Genomic DNA, 18947 nt, shown 5'->3' with positions numbered 1-18947 from the left:
CGGCGGTCGCCTGGATCCCCGACCGGCGCCCGACGAGGTGGTGGCGGTATACCGGGTGGGGTTACACCAGCTGCAGCGCGACGACTCTCCGCGATTCATCTCGATCCCGGAGAGCCCCCGCCCGGTGGTGCAGATCCCGTTGGGCAACGACCTGATTCACGCACCCACGGGCGCCGTGCTGCTGCAGCTGGTGTAACCCCACCCGGTATACCGCCACCACCTCGTCGGGCGCCGGTCGGGGATCCAGGCGACCGCCGCCCCAGATCACGACCGGCGTGATGACGTACCCGGACCGGGTCGGGTAGTCATCCATCAGGCCGAGCACGGTCGAACCCGGCAGGTCGATGTCGACCTCCTCGCGCATTTCCCGCAGCGCCGCGTCGACCGCGGTCTCCCCCGGATCGAGCCGGCCACCGGGCAGCGCCCATTGCGCGGCATGAGAATTGAGACGAGACGCCCTGCGGCACAACAGAAACGCCGCACCACCGGACACGCCGACCATCCTGCCGTCGAGGCCCGGTTCCGGCATCGGGCGGCCACCGATCCACTCGTCCACTGGCGCCGGATCCACCCGGTCTTCGCCGGGGGTCGAGTCGACCAGCACCACGGCGACCGCCGCGTGCCGCTTCGTCGGGTCGGTCACCTCGCGACGGCCGTGGGCCGCCAGGTGGTCCCTGATCCGCTCGCGCAGCGCCTCGTCGTACGGGATCGTCACGGTTCGAGACTATGCGGGTGTCTCTGACACCCCACGAACTGCCGCCGCACTGTGACACACGCCCCCCGGCCGGGTACCCGGGTGAACGCTCTGCGGCCCGGTGTCGTAGGTGTGCATGGATGGGAGGAGCAGGATGAAGGTCATCGGTTTCGAAGAGCACTACAAGCTCCCGGCGATAGGCGAAGAACACCAGAACCAGCGGCAGAACGCGGCGACCGGACTGCTGAAGGAGGCGGGTTACGGCTCACCGGGGGCCGAAGGGGAATGGCCGCCGGGTATCAACGACCTGGGCGAGGGCCGGATCGCCGCGATGGACGCCGCGGGCGTCGACATGCAGATCCTCTCCCACTCCGTCCCGGGCCCCGAGACGCTGGAGCCCGCGAGAGCCGCCGAGCTGGCCCGGCGGGCCAACGACGCGGTGGTGGCCGCGATCGGCCGGCACCCGGACCGGTTCCGCGGCTTCGCCACCCTGCCGATGCGCGCCCCGGCGGCGGCCGCCGCCGAGCTCGAACGCACCGTCCGCGATCACGGCTTCGTGGGCGCCCTGATCAACGGTCACATCAACGGCCGCTATCTCGATGACACCTTTTTCTGGCCGGTTTTCGAATCCGCCGAAACACTGGGCGTGCCAATCTTTCTGCATCCCACGATGCCTCCGCAGCCGGTCATCGACGCTTACTACGCCGGCTTCGACCCGAAGGTGTCGGCCCGGTTGGCGGGCGCGGGGGTGGGCTGGCACCTCGACACGGGTGTGCACTGCCTGCGGCTGATCCTGGGCGGGGTGTTCGACCGGTTCCCCCGGCTGCAGATCATCGTCGGCCACCACTTCGAGGCGCTGAGCTGGATGGGATGGCGGACCGACTACTCGTTCACGCCAGAGGTGACCGGCCTCAAGCGCACCGTCAAGGAATACCTTCGGGAGAACTTCTACGGCGGCATCCTCGCCGGCGACTTCTTCACCCAGGAACCCGGTGCTATGGATCCCAGTTGGAGTCTGTCCTTCAACGCCTACCTCGCGATGGTGAACGTCCTCGGCATCGACCGGGTGGTGTTCACCGCCGACTACCCCTACGGAAACATCAACGCCTGCCGGCAGTTTCTCGATCGGATGCCCATCAGCGAAGTTGATCGGGAAAAGATTGCCCACCGCAACGCCGAGCGCCTGCTGAGGCTCTGAGCCATCGGATCATTCGGCGCGCCGTCAACGGACCGCCCGATCCGGCCCGTGTGATTAACTGCGACGGTGCAAAGAGAACCGGTGCTGGCGCGGCGCTTCTTCGACCGGTTCGAGCCGGTGCATGCGGTGACATATTTCGCGCCGGAGGCGCGTGCGGCGCTGGACGGGCTGGGCTTCCGCGGCTTCTGGATGGGCTATTTCGCGGCCCGGTCGGCGCCGCTGGGCATGGTGCCGCGCGAGGTGGTCACCGCCGTCTTCTACAACTTCGCCCCCGAGCGGGTCGCCAAGGCGCTGCCGGCGGCCTGGCAGGTCGCCGGCCCCGACGCGGCGTTGCGCGCCCGGCAGGAGTCCGCCGTCGTCGCACTGCGCCGCTACGGACTGGTCGCGGACGAAAACGTCCGGACGGCAGCGGATTTGGCGGGGAAGGCGGCCCGGCAGGCACCGCTGGACGGGCGTCCGCTGTTCGCCGCGAACCTGGCGCTGCCCTGGCCGGATGATCCGCTGGCCGCGCTGTGGCACGCGACGACGCTGTTGCGCGAGCACCGCGGCGACGGGCACGTGGCCGTGCTGGCCGCCGCCGGCATCTCGGGCCGGGAATCCAACGTCTTGCATGCCGCGGCGGGCGGGGTGCCCCGCGAGTACATCGCGCGCACCCGCGATTACGACGAGGCGGCGTGGGCTCACCACGAACGGCGCCTGGCCGAGCGGGGACTGCTCGGTGATGACGGCTCGCTGACCGCGGCCGGCCGCGAACTGAAAGAGCACATCGAACGGTCCACCGATGCGCTTTCCCTGTCGGCGCTCGACGCGCTCACCGACGACGAGGTGGAGACGCTGTTTCGAACGCTCACCCCGATCACCCGCGCCGTGATCTCCGGGGGTGATGTCCCGGACCTGACTCCGATGGGCTTGCGCCGCGACGAATTGCACGACTACAGCGCGCATTTGACTTCTTAGCCGCCGCCAATGCAACTCGACGGACTGCCCGCAACTACGTGTCCTGAACGGCGGGTTAGCCTAGCTCGATGACCAGTCAGCGGATACCCGGCGGAGTGGTGCACGACCTTCCGGCGGACCTGCGCGACTCGCTGAGCGCCAACGCCACGGCGCTCGCCGCGTGGAAGGACATCACACCGTTGGCCCGCAACGAGTTCATCTGCTGGGTGGAGGACGCCAAGCAGGAGGCGACCAGGCGGCGCCGCATTCGCCGGACCCAGGAGGAGCTGGAAGAGGGCAAGCGCCGGCCGTGCTGCTGGCCGGGGTGCAAGCACCGCGAGCGCACCGGCAAATGAGTTCGCTGGTCAGCGGCCCAGCGACTTGTAGAACACCAAGCCGTTGCCCTTGTTGTCGTAGACCACGGCGCGGCGTTCGTGCGCGTCGTCGTAGGGGGCTTTGACGATGCCGCCGCCGCTAGCCTCCACCGCCTTGGCCGCGGCGTCGACGTCGGCGGTCTTGATGCCGACGACGACCTGACCCGGTATCGGATGGTCCACGGCAGTCGCCAGCGCGAGCGTGACCGGGCCGCCGTCGAGGGCGGCGAAGTGCGCTCCGTCGCGGAACTTCAGCGGCATGCCCAGGGTCTCGCTGTAGAACCGGATCGACTCGTCGAGGTCATCGGTCGACAGGACGATCATCTTCACTTCGTGGTCGCTCACGGGCCCTCCTCTGGCGCTGGATGGCATACAGACTAGGCCGCGAAATGCACCAGGAGAAGGGGGTGGCAGCACAACCCGCCGGGCCCTGGACATGTTGCGCGGCAGTGTCGTTGACGAATTCGGCCCCGGCGGCGGGCGAGTGTCAGGTGCGGCCGGCCGGAACGACCCGCCCGTCAAGGTAATCCATCGGCGGTCCGTCCCCGTGCCCGGCGTCACGGTCGGCCACCGCGGTGGCCAGGGCGGTGCCGTCCTGAATGGTTCCGACGATTTCGACGTGGTCGTTGACGGTGAAATGCGGTGCGGCGCTGCCGGGTTGGCCGCCGTTGCGAGCGATGAGCGTCGTGTTGGGCGTGACGAGATAGGTCTGGGTGTACCCGTTGGCGCTGCGCGCGGTGACCGAGCCCTCCGACACGGCGATCACGGTGCCTTCCTGCCGCACCGGCCGGGGTGCGGCCGGCGGCTCCTGGCTCGCCTCGACAGTCCGCTTCTCCTGATGGGGCGCGTTGAGCACCAAGGCCGCACATGCAGCCGCACACACCACCGAAGCCGAGACGACGTCACACAGCCCTACGACACCCGAGCGGCGGCGTGCGGCCGGATCGGCTGGCCGTCTTTGCTCCGGCGCCGCGCTCATTCGATGCCTGGCACTCACGATCAATCCTTCCCTGCGGTTTCGCGCCGAGGAAAGTCGGTGCGTACCGAGTCAGGTTGTTGCTCGTGGTTTTACCCCGGGGCCGGCGCTGATAAACCGATCCGGGTTCCGCGCCAGCGCGCCCGTACGGTCAGCCCTTGACGAGGGTGAACTGGGCGACGTCGGTGTAGCCCTCACGGAAGAGGTCGGCGCAACCGGTCAGGTACTTCATGTACCGGTCGTAGACCTCCTGGGACTGGATCGCGATGGCCTCGTCGCGGCGGGACTCGAGCGCGGCCGCCCAGGTGTCGAGGGTGCGCGCGTAGTGCAGGCGCAGCGGCTGGTACAGCCCCAGGCTGAAGCCGGCCCGCTCGGCGTGCTCGACAACGTTCTTAGCTTGTGGCAGGTCACCGCCCGGGAAGATCTCGTCCATGATGAATTTCATGAACCGCAGCTTCGTCATGGTGATGGGCAGTCCGCGCTCGGCGAATTCCTCGTCGCTGGGCTTGATGATGGTGTGCAGCATCATCACCCCGTCGGTGGGCAGCGCCTCGTAGGCCATCTTGAAGAAGTCCGGGTAGCGGTCCCGCCCGAAGTGCTCGAAGGCGCCGATGGACACGATGCGGTCCACCTTTTCGTCGAACTGCTCCCAGCCCTGCAGCAGCACCCGCTTGCTGCGTGGGCTGGGGTTCTGGTCCAAACGCTGCTGCACGTGGGCCTGCTGGTTGCGGCTCAGGGTCAGGCCGACGACGTTGACGTCGTAACGCTCGAGCGCCCGGACGATGGTGGTGCCCCAGCCGCAGCCGATGTCGAGCAGGGTCTGACCCGCTTGCAGCCCGAGCTTGCCCAGCGACAGGTCGACCTTCGCCAGCTGCGCCTCTTCGAGGGTCATGTCGTCGCGTTCGAAGTAGGCGCAGCTGTAGGTCCGCGTGGGGTCCAAGAAGAGCGCGAAGAACTCGTCGGACAGGTCGTAGTGCGCCTGAACGTCCTCGAAATGCGGCTCTAGGCTTGCGGGCTCACTGCGGTTTTCCGGCACAAACAACCTCTGACATCGGTGGGGCTCAGCGGCGTGCGATCGCTGTCGATCGGCATGCTGGTGACCTAGTGTATCCGCACGGTGTGGGCCGCCCCGCCGGCGCGTTCCCCGGTTGACTGGTTCCGCCGCCATCAGACACCATGGCCGCGAACCTTAGCGGTGAGGAGGTGGGGCGTCGCGATGGCCGACATCACCATGTTGATCCTCGCCGACCACGAGTGGTTCCGCGAACAGTTCGCCAGGCTGGATTACCTGCAGGCGCAGACGCCGACGGACCAGGCCGCGCTGGCGCGGGTGTGGCGCCCCCTCGCCGACAAGCTGGACGTCCACGCCTACGTCGAAGAGAAGATCTTCTATCCGCAGTTGCTCAGGCGCGGCTCCGACGAGGCCGAAGGCGAGACGCTCGACGCCATCGGGGACCACAACGACATCCGCGACGGGGTGCGCGACGCCGACGCCGCCCAGGTCGGCACCGAACAGTGGTGGGCCGCGGTCGGACGCACCCGCGAGGCCAACGACGAGCACATGGGGGAAGAGGAGCGCGAAGGGCTGTCGGACTTCCGTCGAACCGCCCCCATCGGCCTTCGGGAAGCGCTGGGGCGGCAATACAGCGATTTCATGGCCGAACATCCCACCACCGAGGGGTTGCCGATCGTCGACCGCGACCCCCAACGCTATGTCGAAGACGTCGAGGCCACCGCGCAGTCCGCGCCGCAGGAACCGTCCGCGCCGCAGGATTTCTCGCTTCGCATCGGCAGCCTGAAAGGTCAGTGAGTTCCCGCGGACCCGGCCCGGGTCGCTACCATCGGCCACCGGTCGATGGAGACGATAGAGCCGGTTGGGAGTGAGATTTGTTCGGCCCGCGCGACTTCTGGGTACGCAATTCGTCGATGAGTGCACGGGGCCGCCGGAGGAAATGGGCACGCAACGAGATCCGGGTCGCCGACCCGGCCATGCGCCAGACCATCATGGGGACCGCCATCGGCAACTTCATGGAGTGGTACGACTTCGGCGTCTACGGCTACATCGCCACCACCATCGCCCAGGTGTTCTTTCCCGGTAAGAGCGTCAGCGGCGTCCACCTCATCGCGACCTTCGGCACGCTGGCGGCGGCGTTCGTGGTGCGCCCGCTCGGCGGGTTCATCTTCGGCCCGCTCGGCGACCGCATCGGACGGCACCGGGTGCTCGTTGTCACCATCCTGATGATGACGGTGAGCACCACCGTGACGGGTCTGCTGCCGGGTTATAGCGCCATCGGCATCTGGGCACCGATCCTGCTCGTCATCGCCCGCATCTTTCAGGGCCTGTCGACCGGCGGCGAGTACGTCGGCGCGATGACCTACCTGGTCGAGCAGGCCCCCGACCACAAACGCGGCATGATGGTCGGGTTTTTGCCGATGGGCAATCTGGTCGGGTTCGTGCTCGCCGGGATGCTGGTGACCGGGCTGCAGACCTGGCTGCCCGAGAACGACATGCTGACGTACGGCTGGCGCATTCCGCTGCTGCTGGGTTTGCCGTTCGGCCTGTTCGCGCTGTTTCTGCGGCTGCGGCTCGAGGAGTCCTCGGCTTACGAGACGGCAACGGACGGCGGGCACCCGCCCGGCAACGGCCGGCAGCAGTTCCGGCGCACGGTCGTCGACCAGTGGCGCGGCCTGCTGATCTGCGCGGCCCTGGTGCTGACCTCACAGGTCGCCGACTTCATGCTGACCGGATACCTGCCCACGTACCTGAAACTGTTCGTGCGCGTCGGTCACACCGCCGGGCTGGTGATGATCGTCGTGACGCTGGCGATCCTGATGGTCACCGTGGTGCTGGTCGCCGCGCTGTCCGACCGCATCGGCGTCAAACCGATCATGTGGACGGGCTGCGCGCTGCTGGTCGTGGGTTCCATTCCCGCGTTCCTGCTCATCCGGTTCGGCAGCATCTACCCGGTGATCTTCCTGGGCGTGCTGCTAATCGGATTGATGGAGCTGTGCTTCGACAGCACGGCACCCGCGATGCTGCCTGCGCTGTTCCCCACCAACGTGCGCTACGGGGCGCTGGCCATCTCGTACAACATCTCGATATCGGCCGTGGGCGGCACCACGCCGCTGATCGCCCAGGCGCTGGTCTCGGGTACGGGCAACGTCATGGCGCCCGCCTACATGCTGATCGCCGGTGGCCTGGTGGGCGCCGCCACGCTGCTGTTCACCCCGGAGGTGGCCGGGAAGCCGCTGCCGGGGTCCGGGCCCGCGGTGGAAAGCGAGCGGGAGGCCCGCGAGCTGGCCGACGACGTCCGGTAGGCGGCCCGCTCAGACACCTAAACCCGTTGACCACGCGGCATTTTCGTGCCTGATAGGTGAAAGCCACTGCCGCGAAACGGTTTTCGGCGGGCGCGTGTGAGAATCGCCGGCCTGGGTATATAGGCGTTGTGCTTCAGCAACACCGTCTCCCCGCAGGCGCCCCACCCGGGCCGTCGCGTTGACGGCGCAGCCCAAGCCGGTTCCCGACGACCTTCGCCGGTTGGCCGCGGCACACGGGGTGGCGACCTCATACCGCAATGAGCGGCGAGAGCCGGTGGAGGTCGACGCCGACGTCGTCATCCGGGTGCTCGGCCTGCTCGACGTCGACGCCGCGACCGAAGCCGACCGGCGCCGCGAGTTGGCCCGGCTGGCCGAGCGGGACCGCGCCGGCGCCCTGGCGCCGACCGTCGCGATACGGGTGGACGGGCGTCCCCGGCCGCTGCCCCGGGCCGCCCTGCTGGTGGGCGAGGACGGCGACCGGATCGAGGTACGTGACGAGCTGCCCGGCGACCTGACCGCGGGCTGGTATCGGCTGCACCTGAGCGACGGCCAGGAAGCCACTCTGGTGGCCGCGCCGCCGCGGGTGCCGCCGACGCCGGCGACCTGGGGTTGGATGCTGCAGCTCTACGGGTTGCGGTCGGCGCGGTCCTGGGGCGTGGGCGACCTGGGCGACCTGCGGGAGTTCGTCGAGTGGACGGCCTCCGAGCACGGGGCGGGCGCGGTGCTGCTCAACCCGCTCAGCGCCCCCGGACCGACGCATCCGGTGCAGCCGTCCCCCTACACCCCGTCGAGCCGGCGGTTCGCCAACCCGCTGGCCTTGCGGGTCGAGGACCTCGACGCCTACCGCCGGGCCGATTCCGACACCCGGGCGGAGGTGGACGCGCTCCGGGTCTCGGCGACCACCGAGCGGGTCGACTATGACCTCGTGTGGGCGGCCAAACGGTCGGCCCTGGAGTTGCTGTGGCGTGCCGATGGCCGCCCCAGCCCGCTGGACGAATCGGGGGCCGGGACGGGGCTGCGGGATTGGGCCACGTACTGCGCGCTGGCCGAGCGCCATGGCGGCCGGTGGACCCGCTGGCCCGCGCCGCTGCGTGACGTCGCCGGGCCGGCGGTGGCGGCGGCCCGCCGTGAGCTGTCGCCACGGGTGGCGTTCCATGCCTGGGTGCAGCAACGCTGCGACGAGCAGCTGACCGCCGTGCGCAACGCCGCACGGGACGCGGGCATGGCGCTCGGCGTCCTGCACGACCTGCCGGTCGGTGTGGACGCGAACGGCGCCGACGCGTGGGCGTTGGCCGACGTGCTCGCCGCCGGGGTGAGCGTCGGGGCCCCGCCGGACAACTTCACCCCGCGGGGACAGGATTGGGGACTGCCGCCGTGGCGGCCGGACCGCCTCGCCGCCACCGGCTATGCCGCGCTGCGCGACATGCTGCGCGCGGTGCTCGGCCACGCCGATGGTCTGCGGATCGACCATGTGGCCGGGCTGTGGCGGCTGTGGTGGATTCCCCCTGGCGACGGCCCGGATCGCGGCACCTACGTCCACTACGACGCCGACGTCATGCTGGCGGTCCTGGCGCTGGAGGCGCACCGGGCGGGGACCACCGTTGTTGGCGAGGACCTCGGCACCGTCGAACCGGAGGTGACCCAGGCGCTGGCCGACAACGAGATGCTCGGGTGCGCGGTGTCCTGGTTCACCCGCGACCAGTCCGCGCCCGACGAGCCCCTGCTTCCGCCGGCGAGGTGGCCGTCGCGGGCGGCGGCCAGCCTGTCCACCCACGACCTGCCCACGGCGGCCGGATTTCTGCGCGGCGAACACGTGCGCGTCCGCGCCGACCTCGGCCTGCTCGACGACGTGGCGGGCGAACAGTCGGTGGCCGACAAGGAACGCGCCGAGTGGCTGGAGCTGCTGCGTGCCGAGGGGCTGCTGACGGGCCCCGATCCGGACGAGGCCGCGATCATCACCGCGATGCACCGATTGCTGGCGGCTACCCCCAGCCGCCTGAAGTTGATTTCGCCCTACGACGTGCTGGCCGAACCCCGCCAGCCCAACTTGCCGGGCACCATCGACGAGTATCCGAACTGGCGGCTTCCGCTGGCGGCAACTCTCGAGGAACTGCGGGCCGACCCCCGGGTCGCCGAGATCACCGCCGCCTTCCGCGAGTCGCGGTAGCCCAAACGGCCGCGGCCGCAAGCGCTTCGGCCCATCACCGGATTCGGGTCCTGATTCGCGATTAGCAAACGCGCGCTGCGGCTACTACGACATGGGCGTGTACCGCGCGGACGGTGCAGCGAAAGAAACGGGGTTGACCATGGAACCGATATCGCCGACCGATGCGCTGTTCCTCATCGGCGAGTCGCGCGAACACCCGATGCACGTGGGATCGCTGCAACTCTTCGAACCGCCCGAGGACGCCGGCCCCCATTTCGTCCGCGAGTCCTACCAGGCCATGCTCGAGTGCACGGACGTGCAACCGACGTTCCGCAAGCACCCCGCCTTCTTCGGCGGCCTGACCAACCTCGCGTGGTCGTTCGACAACGACGTCGAGCTCGACTACCACCTGCGCCGCTCGGCCCTCCCCGAGCCGGGCCGGGTCCGCGACCTGCTGGAACTGGCATCCCGGTTGCACGGCAGCCTGCTCGATCGGCACCGCCCGCTGTGGGAGGCCCACCTCGTCGAGGGACTTCAGGACGGCCGGTACGCGGTCTACACCAAGTACCACCACTCCCTCATGGACGGCGTGTCCGCGATGCGGCTGGTGCAGCGCGCCTTCACCCCCGACCCGCACGACGACGAAGTGCGCGTTCCGTGGGCCCTCGGGCCGCGCAAGCGAAGCGGGGGGCACAAGCGCCGGTCGCTGCTCGGGCGCGCCGGGGGCGTCGCCGGTTCGGCGCTCGCCCTGGCACCGTCCACGCTGAAGCTGGCGCGGGCCGCGCTCCTCGAGCAGCAGCTCACGCTGCCGTTCCGTGCGCCGCGAAGCATGTTCAACGTCCGCATCGGCGGCGCCCGGCGGGTGGCCGCCCAGTCGTGGTCCCTGGACCGGATCAAAGCGGTCAAGTCGGCGGCCGGGGTGACGATCAACGACGTCGTGCTCGCCATGTGCGCCGGGGCGCTGCGCGCCTACCTCCTCGACCAGAGCGCGCTCCCGGACTCCCCGCTGACCGCGATGGTTCCGGTCAATCTCCGCAAGGCCGACGACGACCGCGGGGGCAACCAGGTCGGCACGTTCCTGTGCAACCTGGCAACCGATCTCGACGACCCGGCGCGGCGTCTCGAGATCATCAGCACGTCGATTCGCGACACCAAAGAGGTGTTCCAGCAGTTGCCCCCGGTTCAGCAACTGGCCCTGTCGGCATTCAACATCGGTGGCCTGTTCTTCGGGCTGATCCCCGGCTACCTGTCGGCGGCGTCACCGCCGTTCAACATCGTCATCTCCAACGTGTCGACCGGCCCCTCCGAGCCGCTGTACTGGCGTGGCGCGCGGCTGGATGGAAACTACCCGCTATCCATCCCGCTCGACGGCCAGGCGGTCAACATCACCGTGACCAACAACGCCGACAACCTCGACTTCGGCCTGGTGGGCTGCCGCCGCAGCGTCCCGCACCTGCAGCGGCTGCTGGGCCACCTGGAGACGTCGCTGAAGGACCTGGAGCGCGCCGTCGGCGTGTAGCGGGATCGCGGCGAGGACGCCTAGGGCCTGGTGGTGTAGTCCAGGCACACCGTGGTGCCGTTGGGACGGGCGTTGATGGTGCAGTGGTCGGCGAGCGCGTGCATCAGCATGATGCCGCGGGATCGGCGGGGATCGCTGAGGCGCTGCGGCGAGGGCTGGTGCCAGGATCCGCGGTCGCTGACACACACGCTGATCGACTGGGCGGCGGGGTCGTGGCTCGCCTGCAGTTTCATGGTGCCCGCCGCGCGGTGGGTCCGGTAGGCGTGCTCGACGCAGTTGGCCAGCGCCTCGTTGACGCCCAGAATGATGTCGTCGCGAACCTCCGCGGGGGCCTCAGTCACGTCCTGAAGCCACCGGCGCAGGGCGCGGCGAAGTTCGGCCGCCGTACCGGCGTCGGCGGCACCGGCACAGGTCAACCGCGCGGGAGTCACGACCGTCGGTGGAAGAAGTGAGGTCATGCTAAGGGCATACCCAGTTGCGGGCGTGGTGTTAACTTGTTGGCCGTCTCGCTTTGGCCACAGGCGGATACACATCCGGAATGGGCTTGCCGTACAACGATATACAGAGGGATCCTATGGAATTCCGGGCATTCATCGAACCGCAGCAGGGCGCCCGTTACGCCGATCAGGTCGCCGTTGCCCAGACCGCGGAACAGCTGGGCTTCGCAGCGTTCTTCCGGTCCGACCACTACCTGGCGATGAGCGGCGACGGCCTGCCGGGCCCCACCGATTCCTGGGTGACCCTGGGTGCGATCGCGCGGGAGACATCGAGCATCCGGCTGGGCACCCTGGTGACCTCCGCGACGTTCCGCTATCCGGGTCCGCTGGCCATCGCGGTGGCCCAGGTGGACGAGATGAGCTCGGGTCGCGTCGAATTCGGCCTGGGCAGCGGCTGGTTCGAGAAGGAGCATCAGGCGTACGGGATTCCGTTTCCGCCGCTGCGCGAGCGGTTCGATCGGCTCAGCGAACAGCTGGCCATCGTGACCGGGCTGTGGGCGACCGAACCGGGTGAGACCTTCGACTACGCCGGTGAGTACTACACCATCGCCGGGTCACCGGCGCTGCCCAAGCCGACGCAGCGCCCGCACCCACCGATCGTCATCGGCGGCCTCGGCGCCAAGCGGACCCCGCGGCTGGCGGCGAAGTACGCGGCCGAGTTCAACGTTCCGTTCGCGCCGATGGGCGTCGTGGAAAAGCAATATCAACGCGTGGCGGAGGCGGTCGCCGCGGCCGGCAGGCCCGCCGATTCGATGGTCTACTCGAGCGCGTTCGTGTTGTGCGCCGGGCGTAACGACAAGCAGGTTACCCGCCGCGCGGCGGCGATCGGGCGTGACCTCGACGAGTTGCGCAGCAACAGCCCGCTCGTCGGCACGCCCGCCGAGATCGTCGACAACCTGGGCGCCTGGAAACAGATCGGCGTGCAGCGCGTATACACCCAGTTGCTTGACCTGTCCGATCTGGCGCATCTGGAGTTGGTGGCGAGCGAGGTTATGCCGCAACTGCTTTGACACGCACGAGTGAGCTCGTCAGGTGGACTCGGCCTCGGCGCGTTCCTCCTCGAGCCGGTCCTTGCTGCGCAGCAACCGCAGCAACGTCACGAACAGCAGCCCGCCGATCATGTTGCCCACCACGGTGTAGGCGAACCAGACCAGCCAGGTCAGGTAGCCGAACGGTGCGTGGCCCGTGGCCAGCGCACCGAAGATCAACAGCGAATCAAGGATCGAATGGAACAACCGCAGCCCGGCGAGCAGGAAGGCGGCCGCGACGGCGGCGGCGATCTTGGCGGGAACGGAATCCGTGCCGTGTTGCATCCGGGTCATCAGCGTGATGACCATGCCGCCGAGAACGGCCAGCGCCATGCTCTGACCGGTCAGCGGCGCGGTGGCGAAATGGGTGCCGGATTCGATGGTCTGCGCGTGCAGTTCGGGAAACCCGGTCATGATCAGCCACATGATCACCCAGCCGCCCACGAGGTTCGCGAACATGGTGCCGCCCCACAGTTTGAGCAGCTGCGGGAGGCTGGCGCGCTTGGCGGCAACGGTGACGACGGGGATGATGAAGCCCTCGGTGAACAGCTCACTGCGCCCCAGCAGCAGGGCCAGGAAGCCGATCGAGAACGCGACCCCGGCCAGCAGCGGACGGTGCGTGGCGTCGAGGACGGCCAGATAGGCGAGCACCCCGATCCCCACCTCGGTGCCGCCGAAGAAGCCGGTGACCAGCACGCCGCGCCACGTGCGGTGCAGGCGCTGGGTGCCCTCGCTCAGCATCCTGCTGAAGGCATCCTCGAGCTCGTCCTCGATCGGGCTGTCGGTCTGTCCGAGCTCGCGCTGGGTCGTCTCACTCATGGTGGATGGCCAGATACCCGTTATTCGGCGGGCGGACCATCCGGTGTGAGACATCTGACACGAGCCGTCGCGCCGTCACCTGCGCGGACGCAGCACCGGTGTCACCAGTTCGCCCCCGTCGAGGTAACTCTCCAGGTTGCGGATCGCCAGCAGCGCCATCGCCCTGCGGGTGCGGGCGGTCGCGCTGCCGATGTGCGGGAATAGCACCACGTTGTCCAGCGTCAACAGCTCGGCCGGCACGTGGGGTTCGTCGGCGAAGACGTCCAGCCCCGCCCCGCCCAGGGCGCCGCCGGCCAGCAACTCCACGAGCGCGTCCTGATCGACGACGCTGCCGCGGGCGATGTTGATCAGGTAACCCTCCGGCCCCAACGCCTCGAGGACGGTGCGGTCGACCAGCTGGCGTGCCTGGGGATCGCCGGTGGTGGCCACGACGAGTACGTCGACCGACTCGGCCAGCTCAACCGGCGAATCGGCGTAGCGGTACGGCGACCCGTCGATGCGGTGGCGATTGTGGTACGCGATGGCGCAGTCGAAGCCGAGCAGACGGGTCGCGATGGCCGAGCCGATCCGGCCCAGGCCGAGGATCCCGACCTGCAGACCGTTGACGTCACGGCCATACGGGAAAGGGCCGTCGCGTACCCATCGGTCCGCCCGCACGTAGCGGTCCGCGGCGCCGAAACGGCGCAGGGTCATCAGGATCAGGCCCAGTGCGGTGTCGGCCACGGTGTCCGACAGGACGTCGGGGGTGTTGCTGACGCCGATTCCGCGGCGCTGCGCCGCGGCCAGATCGATCATGTCCACCCCGGCCCCGTTGTTGACGATCACCTCCAAGTTGGGCAGCGCCGCGATCGTGTCGGCGCCGAGGCCGGGCGGCCCCGATGTGATGACCACCCGGATGTCGGGCCCGTGCTCGGCCAGGAAGGCCGCCCGCCCGGGGCCGTCGGGAAGCTTCGTGATGTCGTAGCGTGCGGTCAGCTCGGCTTCGAATGTCCGCTCGAAGGCGCCGACCCGCACCGCGCTCGGGATCTTTGCAGTCGTCACCCCTCCATCATCGGGCGCGGGGAAATATCCGGGTGTCCGCGGTCGTTGTTCACAGCGACGGTGTCGGACATTCCCCCGGGTACCACCTGTAGAACCGTCGCTTCGAGCGACCACTTGCCGAGAGGCGCGAAGACGGCACCGTCCCAAACTTTTTCGTCGCGCGCGGGAAGCAAACCCGCGGCGGCTTGGTTGCACCCCGAATGCGCATCGGAGTCGTGTTCCCGCAAACCGAGCTCGGCGGAGATCCCGCGGTGGTACGCACGTACGGGCAGGCGGTCGAAGGACTCGGATTCACCCACATCCTCGCCTACGACCACGTCGTGGGCGCCGACCCGAGCGTGCACCGGGGCTGGGACGGCCCCTACGACATCGACTCGACGTTCCACGAGCCCTTCGTCATGTTCGGCTATCTGGCAGCGATCACGTCGCTCGAGCTCGTGACCGGCGTCATCATCCTGCCGCAGCGGCAGACGGCACTGGTGGCCAAGCAAGCCGCCGAGGTCGACCTGCTGACCGGCGGCAGGTTCCGGCTCGGTGTCGGATTGGGCTGGAACGCCGTCGAATACGAGGCGCTGGGCGAGAAGTTCACCAATCGCGGCCGGCGCTCCGAGGAGCAGATCGAGCTCCTGCGCAGGCTGTGGACCGAACGATCGGTCACCTTCGACGGGAAGTACCACACGGTGACCGCCGCGGGGCTCGCGCCGCTGCCCACCCAACGCCCGATCCCGGTGTGGATCGGCGCGGCATCCGACCGCGGGCTGGAACGCGCGGGACGGCTCGCCGACGGCTGGTTCCCGATGACCGCTCCAGGCCCGGGCCTGGACCACGCGCGCGCACAGGTGCAGCGCGCCGCCGCGGCCGCCGGCCGGGACGCGGAGAGCCTCGGCATGGAAGGCCGGGTCAGCTGGACCGGAAACGGCGACAAGATCGCCGCCGACATCGGGGCCTGGCGCGCCGCGGGCGCCACCCACCTGTCGGTCAACACCATGAACGCCGGGCTTGCGACCGTCGACGACCACCTCGCCGCGCTGGAACGGGTCGCCGACGACCTGAAGTAGCGGCTAGCCGGCGTCCGCTTCGACCAGGCTAAGGCGCGCTGGGCGGTTGACTTTCGACGAGTTACGCACGCGCGCATAAGGTTCCATCGGCCCGTCGTTGACCTTCACCTCTCCGCCGGTGGCGCAATGCCGGCGCCGCCAGTCGCTGATCGCTTGGTGCGCCGCGTGATCGAGGTAGCTGGCCCTCAGCTGAATGGTGACCACGGTGCGATCGGGGATCGTCGCGAGCACCCCCGTCAGCCGGGGCAGGGCCAGGAAGGTGCATGCGCCTTCGATCAAGACGTGCCATTGGCCATCCACGGGCTTGGCTTCCACCCTGGCGCGCACCACACGCCAACCGGTGACGACGACCGCCACAGCGAGTCCGATCAGCACGCCGTGCAGCAGATTGAGGAAGACGACGCCGACGATCGTCACCAGATAGACGGCGAGATCGCCATTGCGCGAGGCGGTCTCGATGTGAGCCGGCTTCAACAGCTCGATTCCGATGACGATGAGCAACCCCGCGAGCGCCGCGGTGGGAATCTGTTCGACCAGTCCCGCGAAGGGTACGGCAAACAGCAGGACCCACACCCCGTGCATGATCGTCGAGGCGCGAGTTTTGGCGCCCGCGTTGACGTTCGCCGCGCTGCGCACAATTACGCCTGCGATCGGGAGCCCGCCGATCGCGCCCGACGCCATATTCGCCGCGCCCTGCCCGATCAGCTCGCGGTTGAAGTCGGTGCGCGCCCCGGTGTGCATGCGATCGATCGAGACGGCCGTCAACAGGCTTTGAACGCTGGTGATCAGCGTGACGGTGATCACCGCGATCACGACCGCCCGCCATTCGCCCTCGGGCAGCTGGGGCAGCTGTAACGCCTCCAGCGCCGAGCCCTCCAGCCTGATCCGGGACACGTTGAACGGCAACGCGACCGAGAGGACGGTGACGGCGACGATGGCGACCAGTGGGCCGGGGATCTTGGCCACCCGGGCCGGGGCCCAGCGCCAGGCGAACAGAATGGCGATGACGAGCAGGCCCAGGACGACCCCCGGCCGGTGCGCGCCGACGATTTGGGCAGGCAGGCCGACGACGTTCGTCCAGGCCGAGCTCTGCGATTGGCCGCCGAGCAATACGTGCACCTGCTGCAGCGCGATCGTGATTCCGATGCCGGCCAGCATGGCGTGCACCACGACCGGTGAGATCGCCAAGGCGGCCCGTGCGATTCGGCTGATTCCCAACATCACTTGCAGGGCGCCGGCGATGACGGTGATGAAACATGTCACCGCCCAGCCGAACTGGGAGACCAGATCGGCGACGACGACGGTGAGTCCGGCCGCCGGACCACTGACCTGCAACGGTGACCCGCCAACGCACCCCGCGACGATGCCGCCGACGATCGCCGCGATCAAACCGGACAGCACCGGGGCGTCGGAGGCGATCGCGATGCCCAGCGACAATGGCAGCGCCACCAGAAAGACCACCAACGATGCCGGCAGGTCGTACTGAATGGCCGCGCGCCACCGGTCGCCTCGAGCCGGTTCCGCTCGCTCGGTGTCGTTTTCAGCTGGCCGCCCGGCGTGTGGCATCGGCCCTCCCTGGGATATGCATGAGGGGCGCGTTCGGGTCGCCGCCCGTAACGCGCCGAGATCGCAGTGTAAAACACAGGGGCACAATCGATCACGACGCCGCGAACGTCGTTGTTCTGATCAGCGTGCCGTGCCTATACATAAAGAAGCTATGGGGCACCCAACCGCGTCGCAACCCGACGCTCCAGGCGCATAGCGAACGCAAATCTTTTGCGGCGCAGTTCGCCCGGAGTATCAATGCCGCCCGGCGCCAGGCCGGTTCATGGAAATCACCCGCGGCGCAACGCATTTACTCCAGGACGAAGATCGGTATCCGCCTCGTTGTCTTCGCCTGGTATTCGGCGTAGGGAGGATAGGCCTCGACCGCGCGTCGCCACCACTGCTCGCGCTCGGCCCCCTCGAGTTCTCGTGCGTTGAGCGCGAAAACCTTGTCGCCGTCCTGCAGGGTGACGTCCGGATTGGCTTTGAGGTTGAAGTACCACAACGGGTGTGCGGGGGCTCCGCCCTTCGACGCGACCATGGCATAACGGCCGCCGTATTCGACGCGCATCATCGGCACGTACCGCTTCTTGCCGGACTTTGCCCCGGTCACCGTCACCAGGACGACGGGCCGATCCAGAATCTCGACCCCGTCGGTCGTGCCTTGCTTGAGGATCTGCTCGGTCTGCTCGCGTACCCAGTCCCTCGGGCTCAGTTCGATCTCGTCGGCCATACCCGATCTCAACACGTCCCCGCGCCGCAGTCATCCCCCGCGGGAATCGTCGATCCGCCTGTCCGTCGACGGGCGCGTAGAGTGGACCGCATCGCTTAAATGAGCTAACTAACCAGGGAGAGGGGTCGGGTAGTGGGCCGCACCGAGAACGACACATGGGACCTGGCCTCGAGCGTCGGAGCGACCGCAACGGCGGTGGCCGCCCAGCGGGCGATCGCTTCGAAAGGGCCCGAGCCGCTGCTGAACGATCCCTTCGCCGATCCGCTCGTGCGCGCCGTGGGCAGCGAGGTCTTCGTCAAGCTCCTTGACGGCCAGATCGACCGCTCCGACGATCCCCTGCTGAATCGCGAGGCCGTGAACGAGCAGATCACGGTCCGCACCCGGTACTTCGACGACTTCTTTATGCAGGCAACGCAATCCGGGGTCCGCCAGGCGGTCATCCTGGCGTCCGGCCTGGACACCCGGGCCTACCGCCTGTCCTGGCCGGCCGGCACGGTGGTCTACGAGATCGACCAGCCCGAGGTCATCGAGTTCAAGACGCGGGTGCTGGCCGACCTGGGCGCCGCGCCGGCCGCCGAGCGCCGCACGGTGGCGATCGACCTGCGCGAGGACTGGCCGGCCGCCCTGGTCAACGCCGGCTTCGACGCCGGCGCGCCGACGGCGTGGAGCGCCGAAGGCCTGCTCGTCTACCTGCCACCCGAGGCGCAGGACCGCTTGTTCGACAACATCGTCGCGTTGTCCGCGCCGGGCAGCCGGATCGCGACCGAGCACATGGATCTGCGCAACATCCCGGCGGACTGGGCGCAGAAGCTGACCGAGCGGTCGCAACGGCTGGGCTCCGACATCAATCTGGCCGAGCTGTTCTACACCGGCGACCGCAACACCGCGGCCGAATACCTGGCGGCGCACGGCTGGCGGGTCGACATCCGGACCACCGAGGAGGCCTTCGCCGCCCACGGGTTCGAGGTGCCCGACGACGAGCTGGCTTCCTTCGGCGAGGACTCCGGTTACCTGACCGCCACCTTGGCCTAAGCGGGCCGCCAACCATATCAACCCCATTGACAT

18 protein-coding genes and 1 pseudogene are annotated in these 18947 nt (G+C 68.7%); 10 read left to right on the top strand and 9 right to left on the bottom strand.

All coding sequences use genetic code 11. The features are described 5' to 3' along the window. Window positions 1-178 precede the first annotated feature (178 nt). Window positions 179-715, bottom strand: a pseudogene (locus tag A5692_RS15690) (CoA pyrophosphatase); the annotation flags it as partial. A gap of 133 nt (window positions 716-848) precedes the next feature. On the opposite strand from A5692_RS15690, the gene A5692_RS15685 reads away from it, so the two are divergent. The 3 genes from A5692_RS15685 (at window position 849) to A5692_RS15675 (ending at window position 3184) form a co-directional block, all read left to right on the top strand. After that, window positions 849-1892, top strand: a complete 1044-nt coding sequence (locus A5692_RS15685) for an amidohydrolase family protein (protein WP_068057431.1) — start codon at window positions 849-851, stop codon at window positions 1890-1892. A 66-nt stretch (window positions 1893-1958) separates the two neighbouring features. Further along, window positions 1959-2849: a hypothetical protein gene (locus A5692_RS15680; RefSeq protein ID WP_068057429.1), complete on the top strand. Its 891-nt coding sequence runs from the start codon at window positions 1959-1961 to the stop codon at window positions 2847-2849. Between the two features lie 68 nt (window positions 2850-2917). Then, on the top strand, window positions 2918-3184 hold the full coding sequence (locus A5692_RS15675; protein WP_068057427.1) for a YdeI/OmpD-associated family protein: 267 nt from the start codon (window positions 2918-2920) through the stop codon (window positions 3182-3184). Between the two features lie 9 nt (window positions 3185-3193). Here the strand turns inward: A5692_RS15675 and A5692_RS15670 are convergent, their stop codons facing one another. The 3 genes from A5692_RS15670 to A5692_RS15660 form a co-directional block, all read right to left on the bottom strand. Continuing rightward, window positions 3194-3547 carry a VOC family protein gene (locus A5692_RS15670; RefSeq protein WP_068057425.1) on the bottom strand — a complete coding sequence of 118 codons (354 nt, stop codon included), beginning with the start codon at window positions 3545-3547 and terminating at the stop codon, window positions 3194-3196. 142 nt (window positions 3548-3689) lie between these two features. Further along, window positions 3690-4199: a hypothetical protein gene (locus A5692_RS15665; RefSeq protein WP_068057421.1), complete on the bottom strand. Its 510-nt coding sequence runs from the start codon at window positions 4197-4199 to the stop codon at window positions 3690-3692. A gap of 130 nt (window positions 4200-4329) precedes the next feature. Further along, window positions 4330-5214: a cyclopropane mycolic acid synthase family methyltransferase gene (locus A5692_RS15660; protein ID WP_068057419.1), complete on the bottom strand. Its 885-nt coding sequence runs from the start codon at window positions 5212-5214 to the stop codon at window positions 4330-4332. Window positions 5215-5394: 180 nt separating this feature from the next. On the opposite strand from A5692_RS15660, the gene A5692_RS15655 reads away from it, so the two are divergent. The 4 genes from A5692_RS15655 to A5692_RS15640 all read left to right on the top strand — a co-directional run bounded on the left by A5692_RS15655 (window position 5395) and on the right by A5692_RS15640 (window position 11161). Beyond that, on the top strand, window positions 5395-5988 hold the full coding sequence (locus A5692_RS15655) for a hemerythrin domain-containing protein (protein ID WP_068057417.1): 594 nt from the start codon (window positions 5395-5397) through the stop codon (window positions 5986-5988). Window positions 5989-6167: 179 nt separating this feature from the next. After that, window positions 6168-7496: an MFS transporter gene (locus A5692_RS15650; protein ID WP_068057438.1), complete on the top strand. Its 1329-nt coding sequence runs from the start codon at window positions 6168-6170 to the stop codon at window positions 7494-7496. Between the two features lie 178 nt (window positions 7497-7674). After that, a complete protein-coding gene (malQ, locus tag A5692_RS15645; RefSeq protein ID WP_156766102.1) occupies window positions 7675-9663 on the top strand; it encodes a 4-alpha-glucanotransferase in 1989 nt (662 codons plus the stop codon). Window positions 9664-9802: 139 nt separating this feature from the next. Further along, window positions 9803-11161, top strand: coding sequence for a wax ester/triacylglycerol synthase family O-acyltransferase (locus A5692_RS15640; protein ID WP_068057415.1), 1359 nt, complete (start codon window positions 9803-9805; stop codon window positions 11159-11161). A 20-nt stretch (window positions 11162-11181) separates the two neighbouring features. On the opposite strand, the gene A5692_RS15635 is transcribed toward A5692_RS15640, so the two are convergent. Then, window positions 11182-11619 carry an ATP-binding protein gene (locus A5692_RS15635; RefSeq protein ID WP_068057413.1) on the bottom strand — a complete coding sequence of 146 codons (438 nt, stop codon included), beginning with the start codon at window positions 11617-11619 and terminating at the stop codon, window positions 11182-11184. 116 nt (window positions 11620-11735) lie between these two features. Here A5692_RS15635 and A5692_RS15630 point away from each other — a divergent pair, with 116 nt between their 5' ends. Next, the gene (locus tag A5692_RS15630) at window positions 11736-12668 is read left to right on the top strand and encodes an LLM class F420-dependent oxidoreductase (protein WP_068057411.1); all 933 of its coding nucleotides are present in this window, start codon (window positions 11736-11738) and stop codon (window positions 12666-12668) included. A gap of 18 nt (window positions 12669-12686) precedes the next feature. Here the strand turns inward: A5692_RS15630 and A5692_RS15625 are convergent, their stop codons facing one another. Continuing rightward, a complete protein-coding gene (locus tag A5692_RS15625; RefSeq protein ID WP_068057410.1) occupies window positions 12687-13505 on the bottom strand; it encodes a formate/nitrite transporter family protein in 819 nt (272 codons plus the stop codon). Between the two features lie 75 nt (window positions 13506-13580). After that, window positions 13581-14546 (bottom strand): 2-hydroxyacid dehydrogenase, encoded by a 966-nt coding sequence (locus A5692_RS15620; RefSeq protein WP_068057409.1) that lies wholly within the window; start codon window positions 14544-14546, stop codon window positions 13581-13583. A 200-nt stretch (window positions 14547-14746) separates the two neighbouring features. Here A5692_RS15620 and A5692_RS15615 point away from each other — a divergent pair, with 200 nt between their 5' ends. Then, complete coding sequence (locus A5692_RS15615; protein ID WP_068057408.1) at window positions 14747-15604, top strand: LLM class F420-dependent oxidoreductase; 858 nt, start codon at window positions 14747-14749, stop codon at window positions 15602-15604. 3 nt (window positions 15605-15607) lie between these two features. Here the strand turns inward: A5692_RS15615 and A5692_RS15610 are convergent, their stop codons facing one another. Both A5692_RS15610 and A5692_RS15605 read right to left on the bottom strand, forming a co-directional pair. Further along, complete coding sequence (locus A5692_RS15610; RefSeq protein WP_082962759.1) at window positions 15608-17170, bottom strand: SulP family inorganic anion transporter; 1563 nt, start codon at window positions 17168-17170, stop codon at window positions 15608-15610. A gap of 289 nt (window positions 17171-17459) precedes the next feature. Further along, on the bottom strand, window positions 17460-17882 hold the full coding sequence (locus A5692_RS15605; protein ID WP_068057406.1) for a nitroreductase family deazaflavin-dependent oxidoreductase: 423 nt from the start codon (window positions 17880-17882) through the stop codon (window positions 17460-17462). 132 nt (window positions 17883-18014) lie between these two features. Between A5692_RS15605 and A5692_RS15600 the strand changes: the two genes are divergently transcribed. Next, window positions 18015-18914, top strand: coding sequence for a class I SAM-dependent methyltransferase (locus A5692_RS15600; protein WP_068057404.1), 900 nt, complete (start codon window positions 18015-18017; stop codon window positions 18912-18914). The last annotated feature ends 33 nt before the right edge of the window (window positions 18915-18947 follow it).

Origin of the sequence: Mycobacterium sp. E342 (genome assembly GCF_001667665.1) — a bacterium.
Lineage (GTDB): Bacteria > Actinomycetota > Actinomycetes > Mycobacteriales > Mycobacteriaceae > Mycobacterium.
The sequence above is the reverse complement of the archived record's forward strand: the minus strand, read 5'-3'. Positions and strand labels throughout refer to the sequence as shown.